The organism is Streptosporangium minutum (assembly GCF_002149035.1).
Taxonomy (GTDB): Bacteria; Actinomycetota; Actinomycetes; order Streptosporangiales; family Streptosporangiaceae; genus Streptosporangium; species Streptosporangium minutum.
Window position 1 is genome coordinate 1 of record NZ_NGFP01000034.1, and the last position, 18,800, is coordinate 18,800.

The window sequence follows — 18,800 nt, forward strand, 5'->3', positions numbered from 1 at the left end:
GTCGGGGTCGGGTCGGGGCCGCCGCCGCCGACATTGACATCGACGCAGTTGTAGAAGGCCATCGCGGTGTCGGCGACGTTCCAGATGGCGAGCACCTTGAGGCGCCCGGTCCGGCCTCCCAGGCTGACCGCGTGCGAGACCGTGGAGCCCGGCAGCTTGCCCCGGTCGTCGAACACCGCGATGCGGGTGCCGCCGACGAAGTACTCCCACGTGCTGGTGGCGTGACGGGCCTCGATCCGCCAGTTGAAGGTGACCGAGTCGCCGACGTTGGTGACCGGCCACGCCTTGCTGTCATCGTCGAGCGGGGCCCAGCGGGCATCGCCGCCGCTGCAGTTCCGCTGCCCCTTGGGGCCCTCGACGCTGGCCGGCTCCCAGATGATCTGGCCGCAGTTGGCGACCTTCCCCTGGGCGCAGAGGGCCTGCCTGCTCGGAGGGGAGGTGATGTAACCGTGCGCCAGGGCGGGCGAGGCGACGAACACCACGGACGCGACCGCGATGATCGTCGCCGATAAGACTGTGATCAATTTGCGCATGTCGTGCTTCCTTTGCTGGGGGGTTAGGCCAAATATAAAGGAAACTTTACTAACAGTAAATATCCGCCCACCCCCGATCACGTCCGGCCGCACCCCCACCGCGGCGGCTACGGGATCTTGGACAGATCGATCACGTATCGATCGTTCTTGAGCCGGTAGGTCATGAGCCGACCGGAACGGTCCGCGACGGGAACCTCGCCGCGGGTCGCCGCCTCCTCCCGGATGCCCAGATCGGCGAAGGTACCGGTGTCCACGTCGTAGAGACCGAGCCCCGGCCCGTCGCTCCTGATGTTGCGCACATGGAAACGGCTCTGCGTCGGCGGTTCCGGGATCAGATAGCCCACGGGAATGTCCTTCTGCTGTGAGCCGTCACGCAGCCGGGTGAAGGCTCGGCCGTCGGCCGTCGTCCCCGTACAGGACCGCACGCCGCAGGCGTACACCTGCTCGCCCTGATGGACGGCGGCCGTGCTGGTCTGCCCGGTCTCCAGGTTGACCAGCTTGCTGAAGGGCGGCCGGCCGGGCGGCCCGCCGGTGCCCGGCGAACCGGCCCACGGCCAGGACAGCAGGTGCAGGCCGGCGCCGGTCTGGACCGGCGTCACCGGCCCCCCGGCCAGTGGAACGCTGAGCACCCCGCCCGTGGAAAGGGAGAGCACGACGTTGCCGTTGGCCACGCCGAGGCCGTCGAGAGGGGAGACATCGTCGCCCTCGGTTCTCCGGTCGGCCACCAGCCGGGCCTCTCCACCGTCCAGCGCGGCGGCCCAGATGTGCGTGACGCCCTTCGTGGTGGTCCACCAGGCCACCTGCCCGTCGCCGAGGCTGAAGTCCGAGGCGAACCGGACGGTTCCCTTCGGCGCGGGCACGTCCGCGATCTTCCGCAGGTTCCGGCCGATCAGATCGTAGGCGTAGAGCACGTCGGTCTTCTCGAAGGTACGCCAGGCCTTGACCAGCAACGTCCGGTCGTCGATCAGTGCGACCGGCCACAGCTCCCGGCCGTCCGCCCCCTTCGCGGGCATCTTCCACACGGCCTGTGGCCACACCTTCTCGATCGGCTCAGGCGCGGCCTCCGGGAGGGTGACCACCACAGAATGAACGCCGGACGGGTTGACGGCCGGCGGCGCTCCCTCACCACCGCCCGCACGCAGACCCACCGCGGCCCCGCCCGCGACCACCACCACGGCCGCCGCCGCGAGCAGCGCCTGGAGGCGTCGCCTGCGCCGCCGGTATCCGATCTCCAGCTGCCCCGCCGCCGCGCCGGGCAGCCGGGGCGCGTGTTCCGCCGCACGCCCCAAGGTCGTGCGCAACGTGTCCTCGAAGTCGCTCATCGCCGCTCCCCGTGCTCCGACCTGACGCCTTCAGAAATGCCGTGACTGTCCGCCGGTACGGCGGAGCGAAGCTTGTCGAGCGCCCGTGACGCCTGGCTCCGCACGGTTCCCCGGGAGATCCCCAGGGTCGCCGCGATCTCCGCGTCGCTGAACCCTTCGTAGTACCGCAACACCAGCACCACCCGCTGCTTGCGCGGCAGCCCGGCCAGCGCCTCCCACATCGCCTGCTCGTCACCGCTGGGCAGCGCGTCGTGGTGGCCGTGTTCGGGCAACTCCCAGCTGAGCAGCTCGCGACGGCGCAACCGCCAGGCGGCCGTGTGCAGCCTGGCCATGATGGTGCGCACGTAGCTTTCGGGATTCTCCTTGGCCAGGAGCCTCGGCCAGGCGGCGCGGAGCTTCAGCAGCGCCTCCTGCACCAGGTCCGCCGCGTCATGCGGGTTCCCGGCCAGCACGTAGCCGTATCGCAGCAGCGCATCACCACGCTCGGCGACGAACTCCGCGAACCGCGGATCCACTTCCAACTGCCCCCGCCTTCCGTCGGCTCTGTCACCTCCCAGATGGAATTACCGGGCAAAGTGTTGCATCGACCACCACGTCCGCTCGGCCGGCCGGTTGGCGGGCAGCGAGCGGAACCCCGGGTCCAGCGGGATGTGCGGCCGGCGCGAGCCGCCGTTCCAGCGGGACATGCGGCCGGCGCGAGCCGCCGTATAGTCGGGCTCACCAGGAACAGCGCCGATCGAGCGTGATGGGGCCGCATGGGGATCGAGGGGTCGTTCTGGCGCGCTATCGCGGTCTACCGCATCGCCTCCCTGGGTTACGCCGCACTGTTGCTGGCGAGCGCCGGCGGCTACCAGCGTCCCGTCGCGGGCTGGCTCGTCCTCGGCCTGATGACGGTCTGGACCGCGGCCACCACCATCGCGTACTCGACCGCGAGAAGCCGCCCTCTGCTGGTGATGGACGTTCTCGTCACTCTCGGCTGCATGCTGGCCTCGCCGTACGTCCAGGGACCTGGTGCCGGGCCGGCAGGCGTGATGCCGGTCACGGCGACCTGGATCGGGGGACCTGTCCTCGCCTGGGCCGTGTACGGCGGGCGGCGGGCGGGCGGGGTCGCAGCGGTCGTGCTGTCGCTCGGCGACCTGTGGCTGCGTGGTCGGCACGGATTCGATCTCTCCGTCCCCGTCAACGGATCCGTGCTGCTGATCCTCGCCGGAACCGTCGTCGGCCATGTGGCCCGGCTCACCAAACAGGCGGAAGAACGGCTGCAACGGGCCGTCGAGATAGAGGCGGCCGGCCGAGAACGCGAGCGGCTCGCCCGCGGCATCCACGACTCCGTTCTCCAGGTGCTGGCGCTGGTGCAACGCCGCGGGCTGGAGATCGGCGGGGAAGCCGTCGAACTGGGGCGGCTCGCCGGAGAGCAGGAAGCGGCATTGCGCGAGATGATCCGTAGCGGGCCGGCCATGGCGGGGCAGGACGGCGCGGGCCTCGTCGATGTGGGGGCCCGTCTACGCCGGTACACCACGGCAACGGTGACCGTGTCGACACCCGCGACCCCTTTGCCGCTCCCCGCCGGTCAGGCTCACGAGGTCGTCGCGGCCGTGGGCGCGGCGCTCGACAACGTCCGGCGGCACTGCGGCGAAGACGCGAGGGCCTGGGTCTTCGCCGAGAACGACGACGTCTCCATGACCGTCACGGTCCGGGACGAGGGTCCGGGCATCCCCGAGGGACGTCTCCCGGAGGCGGAGGCAGAGGGCAGGCTCGGCATCGCGCAGTCCATCCGGGGCCGGATCGCCGGCCTTGGCGGCACCGCCGGTTTCACATCCGTGCCCGGCCAGGGAACCGAGGTCGAGCTGATCATCCCCGTCCCCGCACGGCCTCCCGCCCACGAGCAGACCCACACGGCCTAGCCGGTTTACAGTTACGGCATGACCAGCGCTCTGCGGGTGATGGTGGTGGACGACCACCCGATGTGGCGGGACGCGGTCGCCCGCGACCTGGAGAACGCCATGTACGAGGTGGTGGCGACCGTGGGCGAGGGCCGCCAGGCGCTCCGCGTCGCCGCCGCCGTCCGCCCCGATGTGGTCATCCTCGACCTGCGGCTTCCCGACCTGCCCGGGGTGGAGGTGGCCAGAGGGCTGGCCGCATCCGCCCATCCGCCCCGCGTGCTGGTGCTGTCGGCGAGCGGCGAGCACGAGGACGTGCTCGAGACGGTCAAGGCCGGGGCCTCCGGCTACCTGGTCAAGTCCGCGAGCCGGGAGGAGTTCCTCGACGCCGTCCGGCGCACGGCCGAGGGGGAACCGGTCTTCACCCCCGGCCTGGCCGGGCTGGTGCTCGGCGAGTATCGCCGCCTCGCCACGCAGGGGCCTTCCGACGACGGACCATGCCTCACCGACCGGGAGACCGAGGTGCTGCGCCTCGTCGCCAAGGGACTGTCCTACAGACAGGTCGCCGAGCGGCTGGTGCTCAGCCACCGGACCGTGCAGAACCACGTGCAGAACACCCTGAACAAGCTCCAGCTCCACAACCGGGTCGAGCTCGTCCGTTACGCGATCGAGCGGGGACTCGACGAGGCATAGGTGGTCCGGAGGGGCGGCTCAGGGATTGTCGACCTTGTAGGGGTCGTGCTCGGAGAGCAGTTTGTCGAGGCGCGCCTGGTCGACGCGGCTTGACACGCTGACGACTTCCTGCCGGTCGCGCACACACTTGGCCAGGCCGAAGGCCGACGTCACCGTGTACAGCACGGCGACCGCGAGGAAGGCACGCACCCAGGGGTCGATCGGCAGGAAGACGATGCCGAGCGCCACGCTACCGAGCGCCACGCCGAAAGAGATGACGGACTGCGCGAAGTAAGCGGCGGTCATGACGGGCTGGAGTGGCTTGTTCATGCCGTCAAGGGTCCGGCACCAGCCGGCCGGACGCCTGAGTACGCGTACCCACCCTGTCTGAGTACATGAACCAAAATGAGCCCTCGTCTGAGTACATGAACCGAAGTGAGCCCTCGTCGGGCTTGCCCGGGTCGATGACGCGCGAGGTGATCAGGCTCCGCTCGATCGGGTCGCGTTCCCCCTGTCAACCACGGGACGGGGCGGCGGGCGGATTGATCCGCACCCGCTCCTCCTCGGGGCGGCTGTCGATGTCGTCGAGTTGCTCGCGGATCGTCCTCCGCAGGTCGTCGTAGTCCCGGAAGTAGTAGTCGTTGAACAGGGTGTAGCCGGTCCACATCAAGTTGGCGCACACCCGCGGAGGCACCCCGCCCGTCGCCGCGCCCATGCCGACCAGCGCCACCGACTCGATGCTGCCCGGCTCCCTCTCGTTCTGCATGTGGATGGCCTGGAACGCGGCGGCGCACGCCAGAGCCACGTTCAGCGTCTCACTCACGTCCTGCACCGACTCCACCATCGTCGGCGTCGAGATCAGGAACTTCGGGTTGGTCGCCCCGGACGGTACGCACATGGCACTTCCCACCGGCAGCGACCCGCCGAACTGATCGCGGATCGCCCGCTGGACGCGCAACTGGATACCCGCTCCGAGGTGCCGCTTGATGGCCGCGTCGACCCCGCCGTCCATCCGCCCGCGGGAGTTGGTCGGGTTGACCCAGGCATCGACGTGCTGGGCGAGGATCGACCCCTCGTGGATCTCGACCTCGGGGGTGTCGGCGAACGCCGCCCGTCCCGCCTGCACCACCTCCGTGTTGATGTCCACCAGCACCACCTTGAGCAGCGGCTTGACATGCTTGATGGTCATGGCTCACTCCGGGCGCGGGGAGGGGTGTTTCCAACGTCCACGAAGATACCGTGCCACGCGGGCGAACGGGATCTTGGTTGGAGATCTGGGGACGATCCTCGCGTTCGCGGACGCACCAGCTCCGGATCGCCCCGCCCTGAACCTCCCGCGGACCAGGCCTTACGGCGAGCCGCCCCTCATACCGGAGAGCCCGCCCACTCCAGCGGGTGGGCCCGCCGGTTCCCCGACATCGCGTCCGGCGTCTTCGCACGGCACAATTCCCCCACCTCCACCACCCGTGCCGTCACCGGTACGGCTCGCCGATCCGGGAGCTCACGATGAGAGACGCCAACGCCCCCACCCCGCCCGACCCGAATGACCCGCTGGCTCTCACCGAACTCTTCAAGGGCGGCGGCGAGCCATGGCTGCCGCCCTTGAAGCCGGTCATCGAGGCGCAACCGGCCGCGGCCGCGTTCATCGGCCCGGGCCGCGGCCCCGGGGTCGTGCCCGTCCGGGAACTGACCTTCCAGGCGCTCAAACCCCACCCGCCGCACAAGTGGAAGGTCGTCGTCTTCGGCCAGAACCCGTACCCGCGGGCCGAGAGTGCCACCGGCATCGCCATGTTCGACAACACCTTCCACAACTGGGACGACAGCCAGTTCGGCAAGGTCATCACCATCCGCTGCATCATCAAGGCGGCGGCGATGTGGAAGCACGGCATCCCCAAGAAGACGCCGATCGCCGACATCCGCGCGCTCCTGAAGAGGCACGACACCGTGCAGCCGCCGGAATGGTTCCAGGCGATGCTCACGCAGGGCGTGTTGCTTCTGAACGCGGCACTCACCGCCAGCGGCGACGGGGCGATGGCCACCGACCGGCACACCGCGTTCTGGCGACCGGTCGTCGAGAAGCTCGTCGAGGAGATCCTGAAGGCCAAACAGGACGCCGACGAGCAGGATCGGGGCGTGGTGTTCGCGTGGTGGGGAGCGCACGCCCGCAGCCTGAAAGAGGTCGTACTCCGGCTCCAGCAGAAGTACCCCGGGGTGGAGGTCTGGCACATCGACCACCCCAACCCCGCGGCACAGGGCGACATCTTCTGCGACGGGAACCACTTCGCCGCCGTGAACACGGCCCTCAAGGCGCTCGGGACCGACGAGATCGACTGGCTGCCCAGCAAGGGGTGGAACACGCTCGCGGCGCAGGCCGGCGGGGCGGACGCGGACACGGCCGACCGCATGGGGGCGTTCATCGCCTCCACGATGGAGTTGCACAAGCTCTACCTCGAACGGCTCGCCGGCGTCAAAGACGAGGGGCTGGAACTTCCGGCGATCACCGGCGTGTTCGACACCCCGCTCATGGACTTCCGCGAGGCCGTCGCCCCGGTGGCCAAGCTGCTGTCGGGTCTCGACCGGCACACGGAGCAGTCGCACCGGTTCGGCGAGGAGCAGGCGGACGGCGCGGCCGGCGGCCTGTCCGCCGACGAGATCGCGGCCCTCTACCTCTACACCTGCGAGTCGGCGTTCTACCGGCAGATCAACGCCGTCCTGCGCGACCCGGACCGCACCCGGATCGTCCCGTACCTGTCGTACCTGCGCCTCCTGTTCTCGGCCGTGTCGCGTCTGCCGGCCCGCAAGGAGCCGCTGTGGCGCGGGGTGTCGCTGGACCTGCGGGCGCAGTACCCGCTCGGCCGGACCGTGACGTGGTGGGGCGTGTCCTCGTGTACGTCGGAGCTCAGCGTGGCCCAGGCGTTCCTCGGCCGCGGCAAGCGGACGCTCTTCGAGGTGCTCCCCATGCGGGCCGTGGGCATCCGCGGCTTCTCCGCGTTCACCGGCGAGGAGGAGTTCATCCTCGCCCCCGGCACGCAGCTCAAGGTGACCGACGTGAAGGCCGCGCGCGGCGGCCTGTACACCGTGAAGCTGACCGAACTGGCCGAGCAGCCCCTGGTGGCGTGAGCGGCGGAGGACGTCTCCGTACATGAAGCTCCGGCGGCCCGGCGACAACGCTCCGGGCCGCCGATCACACCAGCTCAGGCGTCATGGCCACTCCCCCGTCCGCACCGGCGCCGTCGATCGCCGTCCGCGACCCGGGCGGCACGGCCGCGGCCCGGCTAGGCCGTCCGAGCTGTCACAGTGCGCCAGCCGAAGGTGGCGGCGCCGGTCAGGAGCACCATCCCGGACAGCACACCGCTGACGAACGGCACCCAGGCGACAGCGGCCGTCGACGCCATGACAAGACCGGCGACGCCGAGAAGGGTGAGAACCACACCGGGTACGGCGATGCTCCAGTCCTTCCAGACAGGCGCCAACGCGATGAAGTGCACACCGACCACGAACGCCACCCAGGCCACGTTGGTCTGCTCAGGACGTCCCCAGGCGGCGAGCACCTGGATCCCGCCGAAGAGCAGGATCGCCTCGGCGGCGACGATGATCAGGTAGCCACGGCCGAACATGTTCCGTCGCGGGCCCGCGGTGGACCGCTCCTTCCGCGCTGTGGCGAACCATATGGCGATGACACTCGCGGCCCCCAGGCAGGCGAGCACCCGCAGGAGGTTCACGGTCACGGTGTTCAGCGGGCTCTGCGCGTTGACGACGACGAAGACCGCACCGAAGATCGCACCAACCAGTAATCCAGTCATTCGTTGCATGACGCCATTGAAATCCGTGCCGGACTCCGTCGGCACGGGGGCTAGGGCGAGGATGAGGTCGGTCTGGCACTACCGCGCCGCTCCGCGCAGATAGGCGAGCACCGCCAGCACCCGCCGGTTGTCGTCCTGAGTCGCGGGTAGCTCAAGCTTGACGAACAGGCTGGCCACGTGTTTACCGACGGCCGCCTCCGTGATCGACAGCGCGCGGGCGATAGCGCCGTTGGAGCGCCCTTCGGCGATCAGAGCGAGCACCTCGCGCTCGCGCGGGGTCAGCCGGTGCGTCGGCTCAGTGACCTCCCTGGCCCTGGCCCAGGTCTGCTCGAACAGGTCGATGAGGATGGTGATCAGACTCTGCTGTCTGATCATCAGGGCGCCCGGTGAGTAGGCGACGGGGGTGATCCGGATGAACGCCACCGTGCGGTCGAAGACGAGCATCTGCTGGATCGGCTCGTCGACGACCCGGTGCAGGTTGCCCGCGGCATGCAGCTCCCTGATCCGGGCCGCCTTACGAGGGTCGTCCAGCACGCTCGCGTGAACGATCGTCCGCATCGCCATGCCGTCCCGCAGGACGTCGAGCACGCTGCGCCTGCTCTTCTGCTCCTGGCGGCCCTTCTCCCGCGAGCCCACCGGATGCATGGCGCGCAGCTCGCCCGCCGAGTGGGTGGCCTGCGCGATCTGCTGCCGGACGAGCTCGCTGTCCTCCAGCCGCTCGACGTCGACGGGGATGCCGCGTAGCTCATCGACCACCTCCTCCAGCCGATGGGCAAGCTGGGCCAACGACACGCTCTCGTCCACACGCCTCCTTCGCCGACCGCGCCACCCTCACACCCGACGCGGGCCTACTGGCAGATTCTGACCGGTGCGATCCGCGCCGTGCCGACGGACGACGTCCGAATCCTTCGCGGGATGCTTGTCAGGTGCCGGAAAGAGCCTCCCCGATGCCCGCGAAGAACACCAATCAGCCCGCCTTGGCCCGCTCCTGACTGTCAGCACGGGAAAACGGACGGTGACCGGCGGTTGAGCAACGGGCGCCGGAGGCGGACCGGCGCATCACCAAGCGGTCCCGGGAGGTGTACCGCGGTTCGTAGCCGCGCGGCTGCGGGCGTCGTCATTCGCTTCCTGATCCGGACCCCCGCGCTGACCGCCGCGATCCGGCGCAACGACAGGACCGGCCGGCCGATCAAACGATCCCTGATCGCCCATGACCGCCGAACATGGCCAAACCCCCGTGGACTCGATCATCTGATGGTTAAGGTGGCGCTGTGATCACCAAGCCGCCGGGATGGCCGTTGCTCACGGCGTTCTCGCTCGCGGCGCTCGTGTGCCTGTGGTGGGCCAGCGCGCCGTACCTGTACGTCGAACTGTTCCTCTGGGCGTTCTTCGTGGGCGGCTCGCTCTGCCTACTGGGGATCATGCGGAGTGTCGTGGCGCTTGTAGCCGACTTCGAAGCGGTGTCCGCGAACCAGTTCCGCTGGTTGATGCCATGGATCATCGTCGGCTGCACCTTCTTGGCGATCACCGCCGACGTCCCGTTCCGGGTACGGTTCGCGTTGTCGCAGTCCGCCCTGGCCGAGCACGCCCAGGCCGTGGCTCGAAGCGGCGCCTCCTCGCACGAGTGCCGGCGGGTGGGTCTCTATCCGGTCTGCTGGTCAGAGGCGACGCCTGGCGGCGGAGCCCGATTCAGCATCGACGACTGGCTGGTCCGCACATCGGCAGGTTTCGTATGGAGCCCGGCGGGTCAGATGCCCGAGGACGACGTGGATCGGCTCGATCCGATCTCCGGTCCCTGGTACGCATGGTCGGGGTGGGACAAGTGGTGATCGGCCGGCCTCGTACGAGCTGCGCGTGGGCGGGGGCCGTACGTTCCTGCGGCGGACGGTCCAATTCGACGGCAAGCACGACGTCCACGAGACGTACACCGATGTCCAGGGCCGTCGTCGGCAGCGGCGTTGGCAAGATCTGCCGAGCTGGTGGTCTGCTCCGTGACGGCACGTGAGCGATAGCCACCACATTGCCGTCCGCCGAACCGGTCGGCTTGCCTCCTTCATGATCCGGTGATCGAAAAGAGACCTCGGGACGAGAAGATCAACGGCGCCTTCTCGAGGTGAGAAGGATCAAGAGAGGACAGCCCGGATGAGGCGATGGATCGCCACGATGGCCGTCGCGGTGACCGCGTCCGTCGCGGTCACCGGACTCGGCGCCGCTGCGGATGCTCAGACAGGCCCGATCAGCCCGGCCGACGCGCTCAGGCGTCAGCTCGTCGAGAACCGGGGCGTGGCCATGTCGGAGGTCACCACCTGGGGGAGAGACTGGGGGAAAGACAGTTCTCGGCGCAAGACCCGCACCGAGTTCGGCAAGGGCACGGTGACGGCCACCGATGTCAGACACATCGACAGATCCGATGACCCCCAATCTCCCGTGCGGTTCCTCACGTTCACGGGCCGGACGTACTGCCAGGGCTGGATCTGCCCCGTTCCCGAGGGGAAAACCTGGGTCCTGTTCTACGAGGACGAGAAGACCCGTCCCTTCCTGGAGTCCGGTGGGATCGATCTCGGTGATCCGGCCGCGTTACAGGCGGTGCTGACCACGACCGAGGCCAAACGCCCGGGCGGCGTCTACGACGACACCCCCACCACGATCCACCAGGGGACGATCACCTACGCCCAGCTCTACAAGACCTCTCCCGCGTTCCGCGACCAGTACGGCAAGAAGCCGCCCACCGGGAGAGACGCGAAGACCAAGGTCTCGTGGCGGCTCTGGCTCGGCAAGGATCAGCTGGTACGCAGGGTCCAGACCTCCTGGACCGAGTTGGTCGCCAACGGCACCAGCGTCGGAGGTTTCCATGTCGTCGACGCTCGCCTTACCGGCTGGGGCGCCAAGACCGACCTCCCCGTCCCTTCCGCCGACGAGACAGCGGAGCAGGACGAGTGGAAGGATTCCCCCAAAAGCTCTCTCTCCTGAACCTGGTTGTCGAGGGGTGAAGTACCACTCCGGTGACCGACCCGCCGTGAATCTTCATGAGCCGGCCCGGCAGCGGTGACCGCCTCATACACGGCAAGAGCCCGGTTGCCGACCCCGGAGGACGCCTCTCCTGGGCTGGACTTCGGCACGTATACGGCACGACCGACCAGAGTCAACAGACGGCAGCCGGGCGTCGGCGACTGATCCGAAACACGGAGAAGCCCAGGCCATCGACTGATGGCCCGGGCTTCTCCGTATGGCACGGCCAAGACGACAACCCCTTGAACGCTCGCTCAGCCGGTGGTGACCCGCGCTTGGGTGACTCCGGCTCAACGCGGGTGGACCAGTTTTCGGCACCCACACCGTCAGTCGTGGAAGCGTCCCTCTCGCGTGTAGACGCAGTTGCCCCCGCCGCAGCTCGGGCTGGAGTTCCAGCCGTCGTCGTAATGGACCTTGCGCCAGCGCTTAATGGATCCTTTCTCGATCGCCTGGTGCTGCCACGGCGCCAGCTTGGAGTCGAAGTGCTTGACGTAGTTCCCCAACGCGTTCATGTAGTAGATCCGATGCCTGGCGTAGAGATAGCTTGGCGAGCCTTCCGGGGTGCAGTTGGCGACATAGCTATCGGAATAGCGCTTCTTGCCGCCGAACTGGGAGGCGAGGTAGGACTTGGGAGCCATTCCCGGGACCCCCGCGTCATGCCAGTCGAACCAGTTGAAGTGGGAGAAATTGCATGCGGCCGCGCCCGAGATGACCGCGCTCCGCGGCGGGGCCAGACTGTCGGCGACGACCGGCGACGCGGTGATCCTGCGAAGCTGCAGCTCCGGCGGCGTATCGGTTCCATGATCATCAACGAGACGCCGCGGAACCGCGACATCCCTTGGGGTGATCTTCAGATAGGTCTCCAGAAAGGTGTCGCCCTCATCACGGGCGATGAGCAGGGTACGGCCGATCATTCCGGTTTGAACCATTCCGATGTCATCCGACGGCCGACTGTCGGTGAAGGTCACTATCATGCCGCTGGTGTATTCAAGCTGAGCCAGCCGTACATCCACGTCGGCCTCTTCGTCGCCGGCCGTGGCTGGGGTAGGGACGAGAATCAGGGTGCCCGCAATTCCTGCCAGCAGGGCTGGGGTGAATCTCATGATCTCTCCTTGTGTATTGGAGACCGGGAACAGGGACAACGGTAAGAGCTGATCTTTCAGTTGCCTTAAAGGTGAGCTCGGCGGATACTGCGCCTGTGACGGCGACCGAGCACCTGCTGCCACGCCCCCAGCTCATGCGCTCCCTGGATCAGATCATGCGGCACCGCCTCACGGTGGTGACCGCCGGACCGGGCGGCGGGAAGACGTCGGCCGTCCACGCATGGGCGCGGACGCGGCCGGATGTGCCTGTGACATGGGTGACACAGGCCGACGACGCAACCCTGGTCGAAGAGGTCTGCCAGGGCTTGGGGGCACCTGCGGCATGGACCCGATCGATCGGGCCCGCCGCGGACGACCCGGTCCGTACGGCTGCACTCGCCGCTGAACTTGGTGCTGCGCTGCCGTACTCCGCGGTTCTCGTGATCGATGAGGTAGAGCGGCTCGCCCCGCATACGGTCGGAAGCCGCCTGCTCGAGGGGTTGTGCCGGCACGGGGGCGAGAACTTGCATCTGGTGTTGATCTCGCGTTCGGGGGCGCCCTTTCCGATTCAGCGGCTCTGCGGCCTGGGTCATGTGTTCCAGGTCTCGGCGGAACACCTGGCCTTCACGCTTGAGGAGACGGGATCGCTGGCCCGCCTCGTACTGGCGGAAGACGCCGACGTGCTGGCGGAGGAGGTCCAGAAGCTCACTATCGGCTGGCCGGTCGCCGTGCGTCTGGCACTGAGCTGGCTCGGTGGCCTGCCGGCCGAGGACCGATTGAAGCGCCTCGCCGCGCCCGCCGGGCCACTCTTCGACTACCTGGTCGAAGAGGTGCTCAATGACGGTGATGTGCGAATGAACGAGTTTTTACGCGCGGCTGCGGCACTGCCCTGGTTCACCCCGGAGCTGTGCACGGCGATCGGCCTCGACATCTCCCGCCACGAGATCAGCGTTCTGGCCGCCCAGCACATCCTGATCACACAGTGTAAGGACGGCTATGTCGTGACGACCCTGATCCGGGAATGCGTCGGAGGCGCCGACCGGAAGCGCGCGTCGCGGGCAGCCCGCTGGTATGAAGAACGCGGGTTCATCAGGGAGGCCCTGGCCGTTTCGAGCGACCCCGTCCACCTCGTCACGATGATCGAACGTTGGTGGGACACGCTGCTGGCCGAAGGGCGTCCCGTGGAGGTGGCGCGGGCCTGCCGCGCGGTTCCGGCGGAGCTGCGGACGTCCACTGTCGACTTGGCCGAAGGCCAAGCTCGGCAGGTGCAGGGCGATTGGGCGGGAGCACTGGAGTGTCTACGCCATGCCACGGCCGCAGATCCCGCCGTGGCGTGGCGGATCGGGATGATTCACTATCATCGCGGCGACTACCGGGCCGCGCTGAAGGCGTTCGAGCGCGGTGTCCTCACCGATGAAGTCTCCCCCCACGAGGCCATGCTTCTCGCCTGGACCGCCAGCGCCCGCTGGCTCGTCGGCGACCTCTCGGCCGCGGCGCATCTGGCAGAACGTGCCCTTTCCATCGCGACGGTCTGTGGTGATGAACGGTCGGCGGCGTGCGCGCACACCGCGCTGGCCATGGCCGCCCACGATGAGGGTGACCGAGCCGCGAGCGAACGACACAGCACGCTTGCGCTCGCCGCCGCGGAGAGCTCGGGTGACCTGCTGCTGGCCGTACGCGTCCTGGCCAATCGAGCCTCGCACCGCACCGAGGAGGCGCGGTACGCCGAGGCCCTGGCCGACCTGGAGCTTGCGGTACGGCGGGCGGAGCTGGCAGGCGCGCCGGTCAACGGGGCGATCGCCCTGCACAACCGCGCGGAGGCACTCATGGGACTCGGCAGGCTCGACGAAGCCCTGGCCGACTTCGGAGAGGCGTGCGAAATCCTTGGACGGGTCGGCAGCGACAAGCTGGGCCATCCATTGGCCGGCCTCGGCAAGGTCTACCTGGAGCGCGGAGACCTGCCGCGCGCCAAGTTCAGCTATGAGAACGCGCTGAAGCATGCCGATCAACTCCAGGACGTGCATCTGATCCAATCCACCCTGGCCGGGCTGGCTCGAATCCACGTCGTCGACGACCCCGAGCGAGCCGTCCGGCTTGCCGAACGCGCGGTAGCCGTAGGCGGTGGATCCAGCCAGGTCGGGGCGCTTATAGCCGCCGGTTGGGTATGGGCGGAAGCCGGCGATCGGGCCAAGGCCGCCGCCTACGCGCGGTCCGCCCGTGTGGCCGCCGCCAACCGACGAGATCAGGCGGCCACGGCCGAGGCGTTGGAACTGTCGGCCATCACAGTGGCCGGTTCGCCTGAAGATCGCGAGGAGCTGCTCGCGGCCGCCGGCGAGGTCTGGGTGGAGATCGGCAGCCCGCTGGGTTCGGCACGCAACGGCTTCGCCCGGGCGGCCCTCAGATGCACCGATCCTGTCAGCCGGCGTGATGGCCTCCGCGAGGCGGAGCGTGAGCTGCGTCGCGCTGGGATCCGTGGTCCGCACGACTCCGGCGCAGGACTATTGCGGGCGGTCACGTTCCTGGACCCCGGCGCGGTGCGCTTCTGTGTGCTCGGCGGGGTACGGCTGAGCCGCTATGGACGTTCCGTCCCCGCCGCCGAGTGGCAGTCACGGAAGGCTCGCGATCTGCTGACATGGCTGGTCTGCCAGCGGGGGCGATCCGTCGCCCGGGAGGTGGCGATGGAGGCTCTCTGGCCGGGGGAAGACCCCGGCCGATGCGCCAACCGGCTCTCGGTCGCCCTGTCGACCGTCCGCTCCGTCCTTGATCCGCAGCGTAAGTTCGGCGCCGGGGAGTTCGTTCGAGGGGACAAGCACACCATCCAGCTTGTCGGCCTCCGAGTGGACGTCGAGGAGTTCCTCTCTGCTGCCGCCGAAGCGCTTGCCACGCAAGATGACGATCAACTCGCCTCTGCCGAGGCGCGGTACACAGGCGACGTCTGCGAGGACTCCCCCTACTCCGAATGGCTGGAGCCATTGCGAGAGGAGGCTCGAGCCGTCTACCAGGCACTGCTGAGGACACTGGCGTCCCGTGCACAGCAGACCGCAGAACACGACAGGGCGGTCCGTTATCTCCTGCGGCTTCTCGAACGGGACGCCTATGACGAGAGGGCGCACCTGGATCTGGTCCGGACATTGACCATGGCTCGCCGTCACGGGGAAGCCCGCAGGCGGTACCGAATGTACATCGAGGCGATGGGCGAACTGGGTGTGGAACCGGCCCCACTTCCTGCTGCCCCTGGTCCGGCAGCGTAGGAGTTCTTCAGCGCGCTGGTCGGCTGGACGGGGTACTGGTTCCGCACAGCACCCCGGCGGCGAATCCCAGGTTCGCTTCCGCGGCCGGTTCACCGGCCGGCGTCGACGAGCACGCCCGACCTGGGTCACAGAAATACCCGAAAACCGACATCTGAGACGATGGGGAGATCAACGAAGGAGGCGACGACCATCCGTGCCGCTTACGTCGAACAGCGCGGCCCCGCGTCCTCGATCCGGTACGGCGAGCTCCCCGACCCGGTGCCCGCCTCCGACGAGGTCCTGGTCCGGGTGACCGCGACGGCCGTCAACCGGGTGGACACGTTCGTGCGCTCCGGCGCCTACCACACGCCGATCCCCCTGCCGCTGGTGCTCGGCCGCGACCTCGTCGGCGAGGTGGCCGCCCCCGGCGCCTCCGGGCTCGCGCCCGGCACCCGCGTCTGGTCCAACAGCCTCGGGTACGGCGGGCGCCAGGGCGCCTCGGCGGAACTTGCGTGCGTGCCCGCCGACCGGCTCTACCGGCTGCCCGACGGGGTGGATCCGCTCGTCGCCGTCGCTGTGCTGCATCCGGCTGCCACCGCCTACACGGGCCTGGTCCACCACGCCCGGATGCGCTCGGGGGAGACCCTGTTCGTGGCCGGCGGCAACGGGGCCGTCGGAACATGCCTCATCCGGATGGCCAAGGACCTCGGCGTCCGCGTGATCGCCGCCGCCCGCGGCCCCCGCAACACCGAGTATTGCGCCGAGGCGGGCGCCGACGAGGTGATCGACTCCACCGCGGCCGACCCGGTCGCCGCCCTGCGCGGACCGGCCCCGCAGGGCGTGGACGTCTACTGCGACACGACCGGGCGCGGCTCCGTCGGCTCCGCGGTCGACGCGCTCGCCGACCGGGGACGTGTCCTGGTGATGGCCGGGCTGGCGAGCGCGCCGGGCGGGGACTCCCTCGACGTCGGCCGACTCTACGTCCACGACCAGTCCGTGGTCGGCTTCGCGATCAGCCTGGCCACGACTACGGAACTGGCCGAGGCCGCCGCCTGGATCAACCGGCGACTGTCCCGCAACGACCTCCGCCTGGACACCACGGTCCTCCCACTGGCACAGGCCCGCAAGGCACACGAGGACATGGAGACCGCAGCCCAGGGCAAGGCCCACAGATACCGCGGACGCGTCTTGCTGCGCGTCAGCCCGTCTACTTAGGAGCCCGCGCCTCTACTCAGGAGCCCGCTTGTATCTGTGCGGTCGGAGGTACTCGGAAGCCCGCCCTGGCCGATCATCCCGTCGCCGTCGTCCCACCCCTCCAGGGAGCAGGCCAACAACAGGGGTCAAGGTGGAGCACCCTACGTCCGAACAACCTTGACCCCTGTCCCCGTCATCCGCCGACAGCGCTGATTACACCGTGATCATGCGGGCCGGTCATTGACCGTTGCGCAACCCACGTTCGCGCTCTCACGCTTGCCGTTCTGGTTCTTGAGCACCCATATACCCTTTTCATTGAAGCGGATCCAGGCTTCGTCATCGTTAAGTCCCCGTATCCAACCGGCGGACACACCACCGAATATCCGCACGCCCTTGTCCTGTTCCAGGAACTGGATATACCCCTTGCCTTCGCCTGATCCTTGGACCTGACTGGTGATCACGCTGTTCACGTCGGCCTTGTCGGCGAACACGGTTCCCCAGGTTTGTCCGGCCCCCTTGCGCACGTTCAGGCCTTCCTTGGGGAAGCTGATCCATCCGTCGTCGGCGCTTCTCCCCTGCACCCATTCGGTGTTGATGCCGTTGAGATCGGCCTTGTCGGCGTGCACGGTTCCCCACGCCCCACTCCCCTGACGGACATCGAGCCCATCCTTAGGGAAAGTGACCTTCCCGTCGTCAGTGCTTCTCCCCTGCACCCACTCGGTGTTCACACCATTGAGGTCAGCCCTGTCGGCGTGTACGGTTCCCCACGCCCCACTCCCCTGACGGACATCGAGCCCATCCTTAGGGAAAGTGACCTTCCCGTCGTCGGTGCTTCTCCCCTGCACCCACTCGGTGTTCACACCGTTGAGATCGGCCCTGTCGGCGTGTACGGTTCCCCACGCCCCACTCCCCTGACGGACATCGAGCCCATCCTTAGGGAAAGTGACCTTCCCGTCGTCGGTGCTTCTCCCCTGCACCCACTCGGTGTTCACACCGTTGAGATCGGCCCTGTCGGCCGTCACAGTCCCCTGCCCGCCGGAGTTGTTGAAGATTCCCACCCCTGTGCCGGTGAAGGTGACGCGCCCCTTGTCCGCCGTTCCCTGGACCCAGGGGGTGTCGATGCCAGTCGTGGCGGTGAGGGTTTCCAGGACGGGATAGCGCACCTGAACGGTCGTGGTGAGGAAGTGCTGCTTCTGAGTGGTGGGGTCGGTGGCGACCAAGATGTAGGTGGTAGCCCGCTTCGGGGCTTCGGCTGGTGACCAGGTGCGCGTGCCCCCGGGGATGGCCGCATGCCCGCCGGGGAACCGGATCTCGTAGCTGAAGTCGTTGGACCCATCCCAGCTCAGCCTGAGGCTTTCTCCGGCGTCCAGCAGGGCCTTGTCCGGGCGGAAATCGCGCGGTGCCGGAATCTCCTTGGGAGCGGCCTTCACCACCGGCACCGCCGCGTGGCTGGTCTGCCACCCTCTACTGGTTTTGGTGGTCTCGGTCACCGTCAGCACGGCTAACCCGGCGGTGGGAGCGACGGTGACGTTCTCCAGTGTCAGCACCATGTAGTCACCGGGCGCGAAACCTTCTAAGCGACCGCTCTGGGTGGTGACCTGGAAGACATCGGTGCCTTGTGGCTGGACGATCACCGGCTGGGTGGCCGCCTGGGGGCCCGACTGGGTGTCGGTGTACTCGCCCCTCGGCTTGATCGTGCTGATGTCCCGGGTGAGGTGGCCGGCGCCGTCACCGACGGGCACCTTCACCTCGATCCTCAACCAGGGCACTGTCTGTCTGGTGTTGGTGACCACCAGATACGCCGTCCCCGTGGACGGAGACCGCCCGTCCACTGACGCCTCCAGGGATGTCGGGTCGGTGAGGATGGTGTAGGTCAGCGCAGTCAAGGTCACGACTCCTTCTCTTGGCAGACAGCACAGGTCGATGCCCTGCGTACTACGAGAGGACCAGGCCGGGCAGAACAGGCGGCGGCACGGGTGAGGCGCCTGGAACACGCCGCTTGTGACACACCGCAGAAGAGCACCCCTAGATCCAAACGCCAGGATGGGAGCACAACAAGAACACTCAAGGGGGCC

The 18,800-nt window shown here is 68.3% G+C and carries 16 protein-coding genes; 7 read left to right on the forward strand and 9 right to left on the reverse strand.

Annotation, left to right across the window (positions count from 1 at the left end):
* The 3 genes from CA984_RS10305 to CA984_RS10315 all read right to left on the reverse strand — a co-directional run.
* Positions 1–533 (reverse strand): lytic polysaccharide monooxygenase auxiliary activity family 9 protein (locus CA984_RS10305; RefSeq protein ID WP_086570639.1); only part of this gene is annotated, 533 nt, incomplete at its 3' end.
* A gap of 107 nt (positions 534–640) precedes the next feature.
* Entirely contained in the window at positions 641–1,855 is a 1,215-nt protein-coding gene (locus CA984_RS10310; RefSeq protein WP_086570641.1) for a TolB-like translocation protein, read from the reverse strand.
* Entirely contained in the window at positions 1,852–2,370 is a 519-nt protein-coding gene (locus CA984_RS10315) for a SigE family RNA polymerase sigma factor (protein WP_242675859.1), read from the reverse strand. Before CA984_RS10315 ends, CA984_RS10310 begins: the two co-directional genes overlap by 4 nt.
* 240 nt (positions 2,371–2,610) lie before the next feature.
* Between CA984_RS10315 and macS the strand changes: the two genes are divergently transcribed.
* Together macS and CA984_RS10325 are read left to right on the forward strand one after the other, a co-directional pair.
* A complete protein-coding gene (gene macS, locus CA984_RS10320) occupies positions 2,611–3,759 on the forward strand; it encodes a MacS family sensor histidine kinase (RefSeq protein ID WP_086570645.1) in 1,149 nt (382 codons plus the stop codon).
* Positions 3,760–3,777: 18 nt separating this feature from the next.
* Positions 3,778–4,428, forward strand: a complete 651-nt coding sequence (locus CA984_RS10325) for a response regulator (RefSeq protein WP_086570647.1) — start codon at positions 3,778–3,780, stop codon at positions 4,426–4,428.
* Positions 4,429–4,446: 18 nt separating this feature from the next.
* On the opposite strand, the gene CA984_RS10330 is transcribed toward CA984_RS10325, so the two are convergent.
* Both CA984_RS10330 and CA984_RS10335 read right to left on the reverse strand, forming a co-directional pair.
* The gene (locus tag CA984_RS10330; RefSeq protein ID WP_086570649.1) at positions 4,447–4,737 is read right to left on the reverse strand and encodes a YiaA/YiaB family inner membrane protein; all 291 of its coding nucleotides are present in this window, start codon (positions 4,735–4,737) and stop codon (positions 4,447–4,449) included.
* A 184-nt stretch (positions 4,738–4,921) separates the two neighbouring features.
* Positions 4,922–5,596, reverse strand: coding sequence for a macro domain-containing protein (locus tag CA984_RS10335; protein ID WP_086570651.1), 675 nt, complete (start codon positions 5,594–5,596; stop codon positions 4,922–4,924).
* Between the two features lie 317 nt (positions 5,597–5,913).
* Between CA984_RS10335 and CA984_RS10340 the strand changes: the two genes are divergently transcribed.
* A complete protein-coding gene (locus tag CA984_RS10340; protein ID WP_086570653.1) occupies positions 5,914–7,527 on the forward strand; it encodes an ADP-ribosyltransferase domain-containing protein in 1,614 nt (537 codons plus the stop codon).
* 155 nt (positions 7,528–7,682) lie between these two features.
* Here the strand turns inward: CA984_RS10340 and CA984_RS10345 are convergent, their stop codons facing one another.
* Both CA984_RS10345 and CA984_RS10350 read right to left on the reverse strand, forming a co-directional pair.
* Positions 7,683–8,210 carry a hypothetical protein gene (locus CA984_RS10345; RefSeq protein WP_207620809.1) on the reverse strand — a complete coding sequence of 176 codons (528 nt, stop codon included), beginning with the start codon at positions 8,208–8,210 and terminating at the stop codon, positions 7,683–7,685.
* A 78-nt stretch (positions 8,211–8,288) separates the two neighbouring features.
* On the reverse strand, positions 8,289–9,014 hold the full coding sequence (locus CA984_RS10350; RefSeq protein WP_242675854.1) for a helix-turn-helix transcriptional regulator: 726 nt from the start codon (positions 9,012–9,014) through the stop codon (positions 8,289–8,291).
* 467 nt (positions 9,015–9,481) lie between these two features.
* On the opposite strand from CA984_RS10350, the gene CA984_RS10355 reads away from it, so the two are divergent.
* The gene (locus CA984_RS10355; protein WP_133061608.1) at positions 9,482–10,039 is read left to right on the forward strand and encodes a hypothetical protein; all 558 of its coding nucleotides are present in this window, start codon (positions 9,482–9,484) and stop codon (positions 10,037–10,039) included.
* Positions 10,040–10,352: 313 nt separating this feature from the next.
* The gene (locus tag CA984_RS10360; RefSeq protein ID WP_086570659.1) at positions 10,353–11,180 is read left to right on the forward strand and encodes a hypothetical protein; all 828 of its coding nucleotides are present in this window, start codon (positions 10,353–10,355) and stop codon (positions 11,178–11,180) included.
* A 365-nt stretch (positions 11,181–11,545) separates the two neighbouring features.
* On the opposite strand, the gene CA984_RS10365 is transcribed toward CA984_RS10360, so the two are convergent.
* A complete protein-coding gene (locus tag CA984_RS10365; protein ID WP_086570661.1) occupies positions 11,546–12,322 on the reverse strand; it encodes a hypothetical protein in 777 nt (258 codons plus the stop codon).
* Positions 12,323–12,417: 95 nt separating this feature from the next.
* On the opposite strand from CA984_RS10365, the gene CA984_RS10370 reads away from it, so the two are divergent.
* Both CA984_RS10370 and CA984_RS10375 read left to right on the forward strand, forming a co-directional pair.
* Positions 12,418–15,552 (forward strand): tetratricopeptide repeat protein, encoded by a 3,135-nt coding sequence (locus CA984_RS10370; protein WP_086570663.1) that lies wholly within the window; start codon positions 12,418–12,420, stop codon positions 15,550–15,552.
* Positions 15,553–15,711: 159 nt separating this feature from the next.
* Positions 15,712–16,746, forward strand: a complete 1,035-nt coding sequence (locus tag CA984_RS10375; RefSeq protein ID WP_242675855.1) for an NADPH:quinone reductase — start codon at positions 15,712–15,714, stop codon at positions 16,744–16,746.
* Between the two features lie 203 nt (positions 16,747–16,949).
* Here CA984_RS10375 and CA984_RS10380 read toward each other — a convergent pair whose 3' ends face one another.
* Positions 16,950–18,611: a hypothetical protein gene (locus tag CA984_RS10380; RefSeq protein WP_165781191.1), complete on the reverse strand. Its 1,662-nt coding sequence runs from the start codon at positions 18,609–18,611 to the stop codon at positions 16,950–16,952.
* Positions 18,612–18,800: the final 189 nt, after the last annotated feature.

Excerpts from the sequence above, each read along its gene's own strand:
- CA984_RS10365 (WP_086570661.1), bottom strand. The coding sequence starts at position 12,322 with ATGAGATTCACCCCAGCCCTGCTGGCAGGAATTGCGGGCACCCTGATT.
- CA984_RS10340 (WP_086570653.1), top strand. The coding sequence starts at position 5,914 with ATGAGAGACGCCAACGCCCCCACCCCGCCCGACCCGAATGACCCGCTG.
- CA984_RS10375 (WP_242675855.1), top strand. The coding sequence starts at position 15,712 with ATGGGGAGATCAACGAAGGAGGCGACGACCATCCGTGCCGCTTACGTC.
- CA984_RS10345 (WP_207620809.1), bottom strand. The coding sequence starts at position 8,210 with ATGACTGGATTACTGGTTGGTGCGATCTTCGGTGCGGTCTTCGTCGTC.
- CA984_RS10310 (WP_086570641.1), bottom strand. The coding sequence starts at position 1,855 with ATGAGCGACTTCGAGGACACGTTGCGCACGACCTTGGGGCGTGCGGCG.
- CA984_RS10330 (WP_086570649.1), bottom strand. The coding sequence starts at position 4,737 with ATGAACAAGCCACTCCAGCCCGTCATGACCGCCGCTTACTTCGCGCAG.
- CA984_RS10360 (WP_086570659.1), top strand. The coding sequence starts at position 10,353 with ATGAGGCGATGGATCGCCACGATGGCCGTCGCGGTGACCGCGTCCGTC.
- macS (WP_086570645.1), top strand. The coding sequence starts at position 2,611 with ATGGGGATCGAGGGGTCGTTCTGGCGCGCTATCGCGGTCTACCGCATC.
- CA984_RS10325 (WP_086570647.1), top strand. The coding sequence starts at position 3,778 with ATGACCAGCGCTCTGCGGGTGATGGTGGTGGACGACCACCCGATGTGG.
- CA984_RS10335 (WP_086570651.1), bottom strand. The coding sequence starts at position 5,596 with ATGACCATCAAGCATGTCAAGCCGCTGCTCAAGGTGGTGCTGGTGGAC.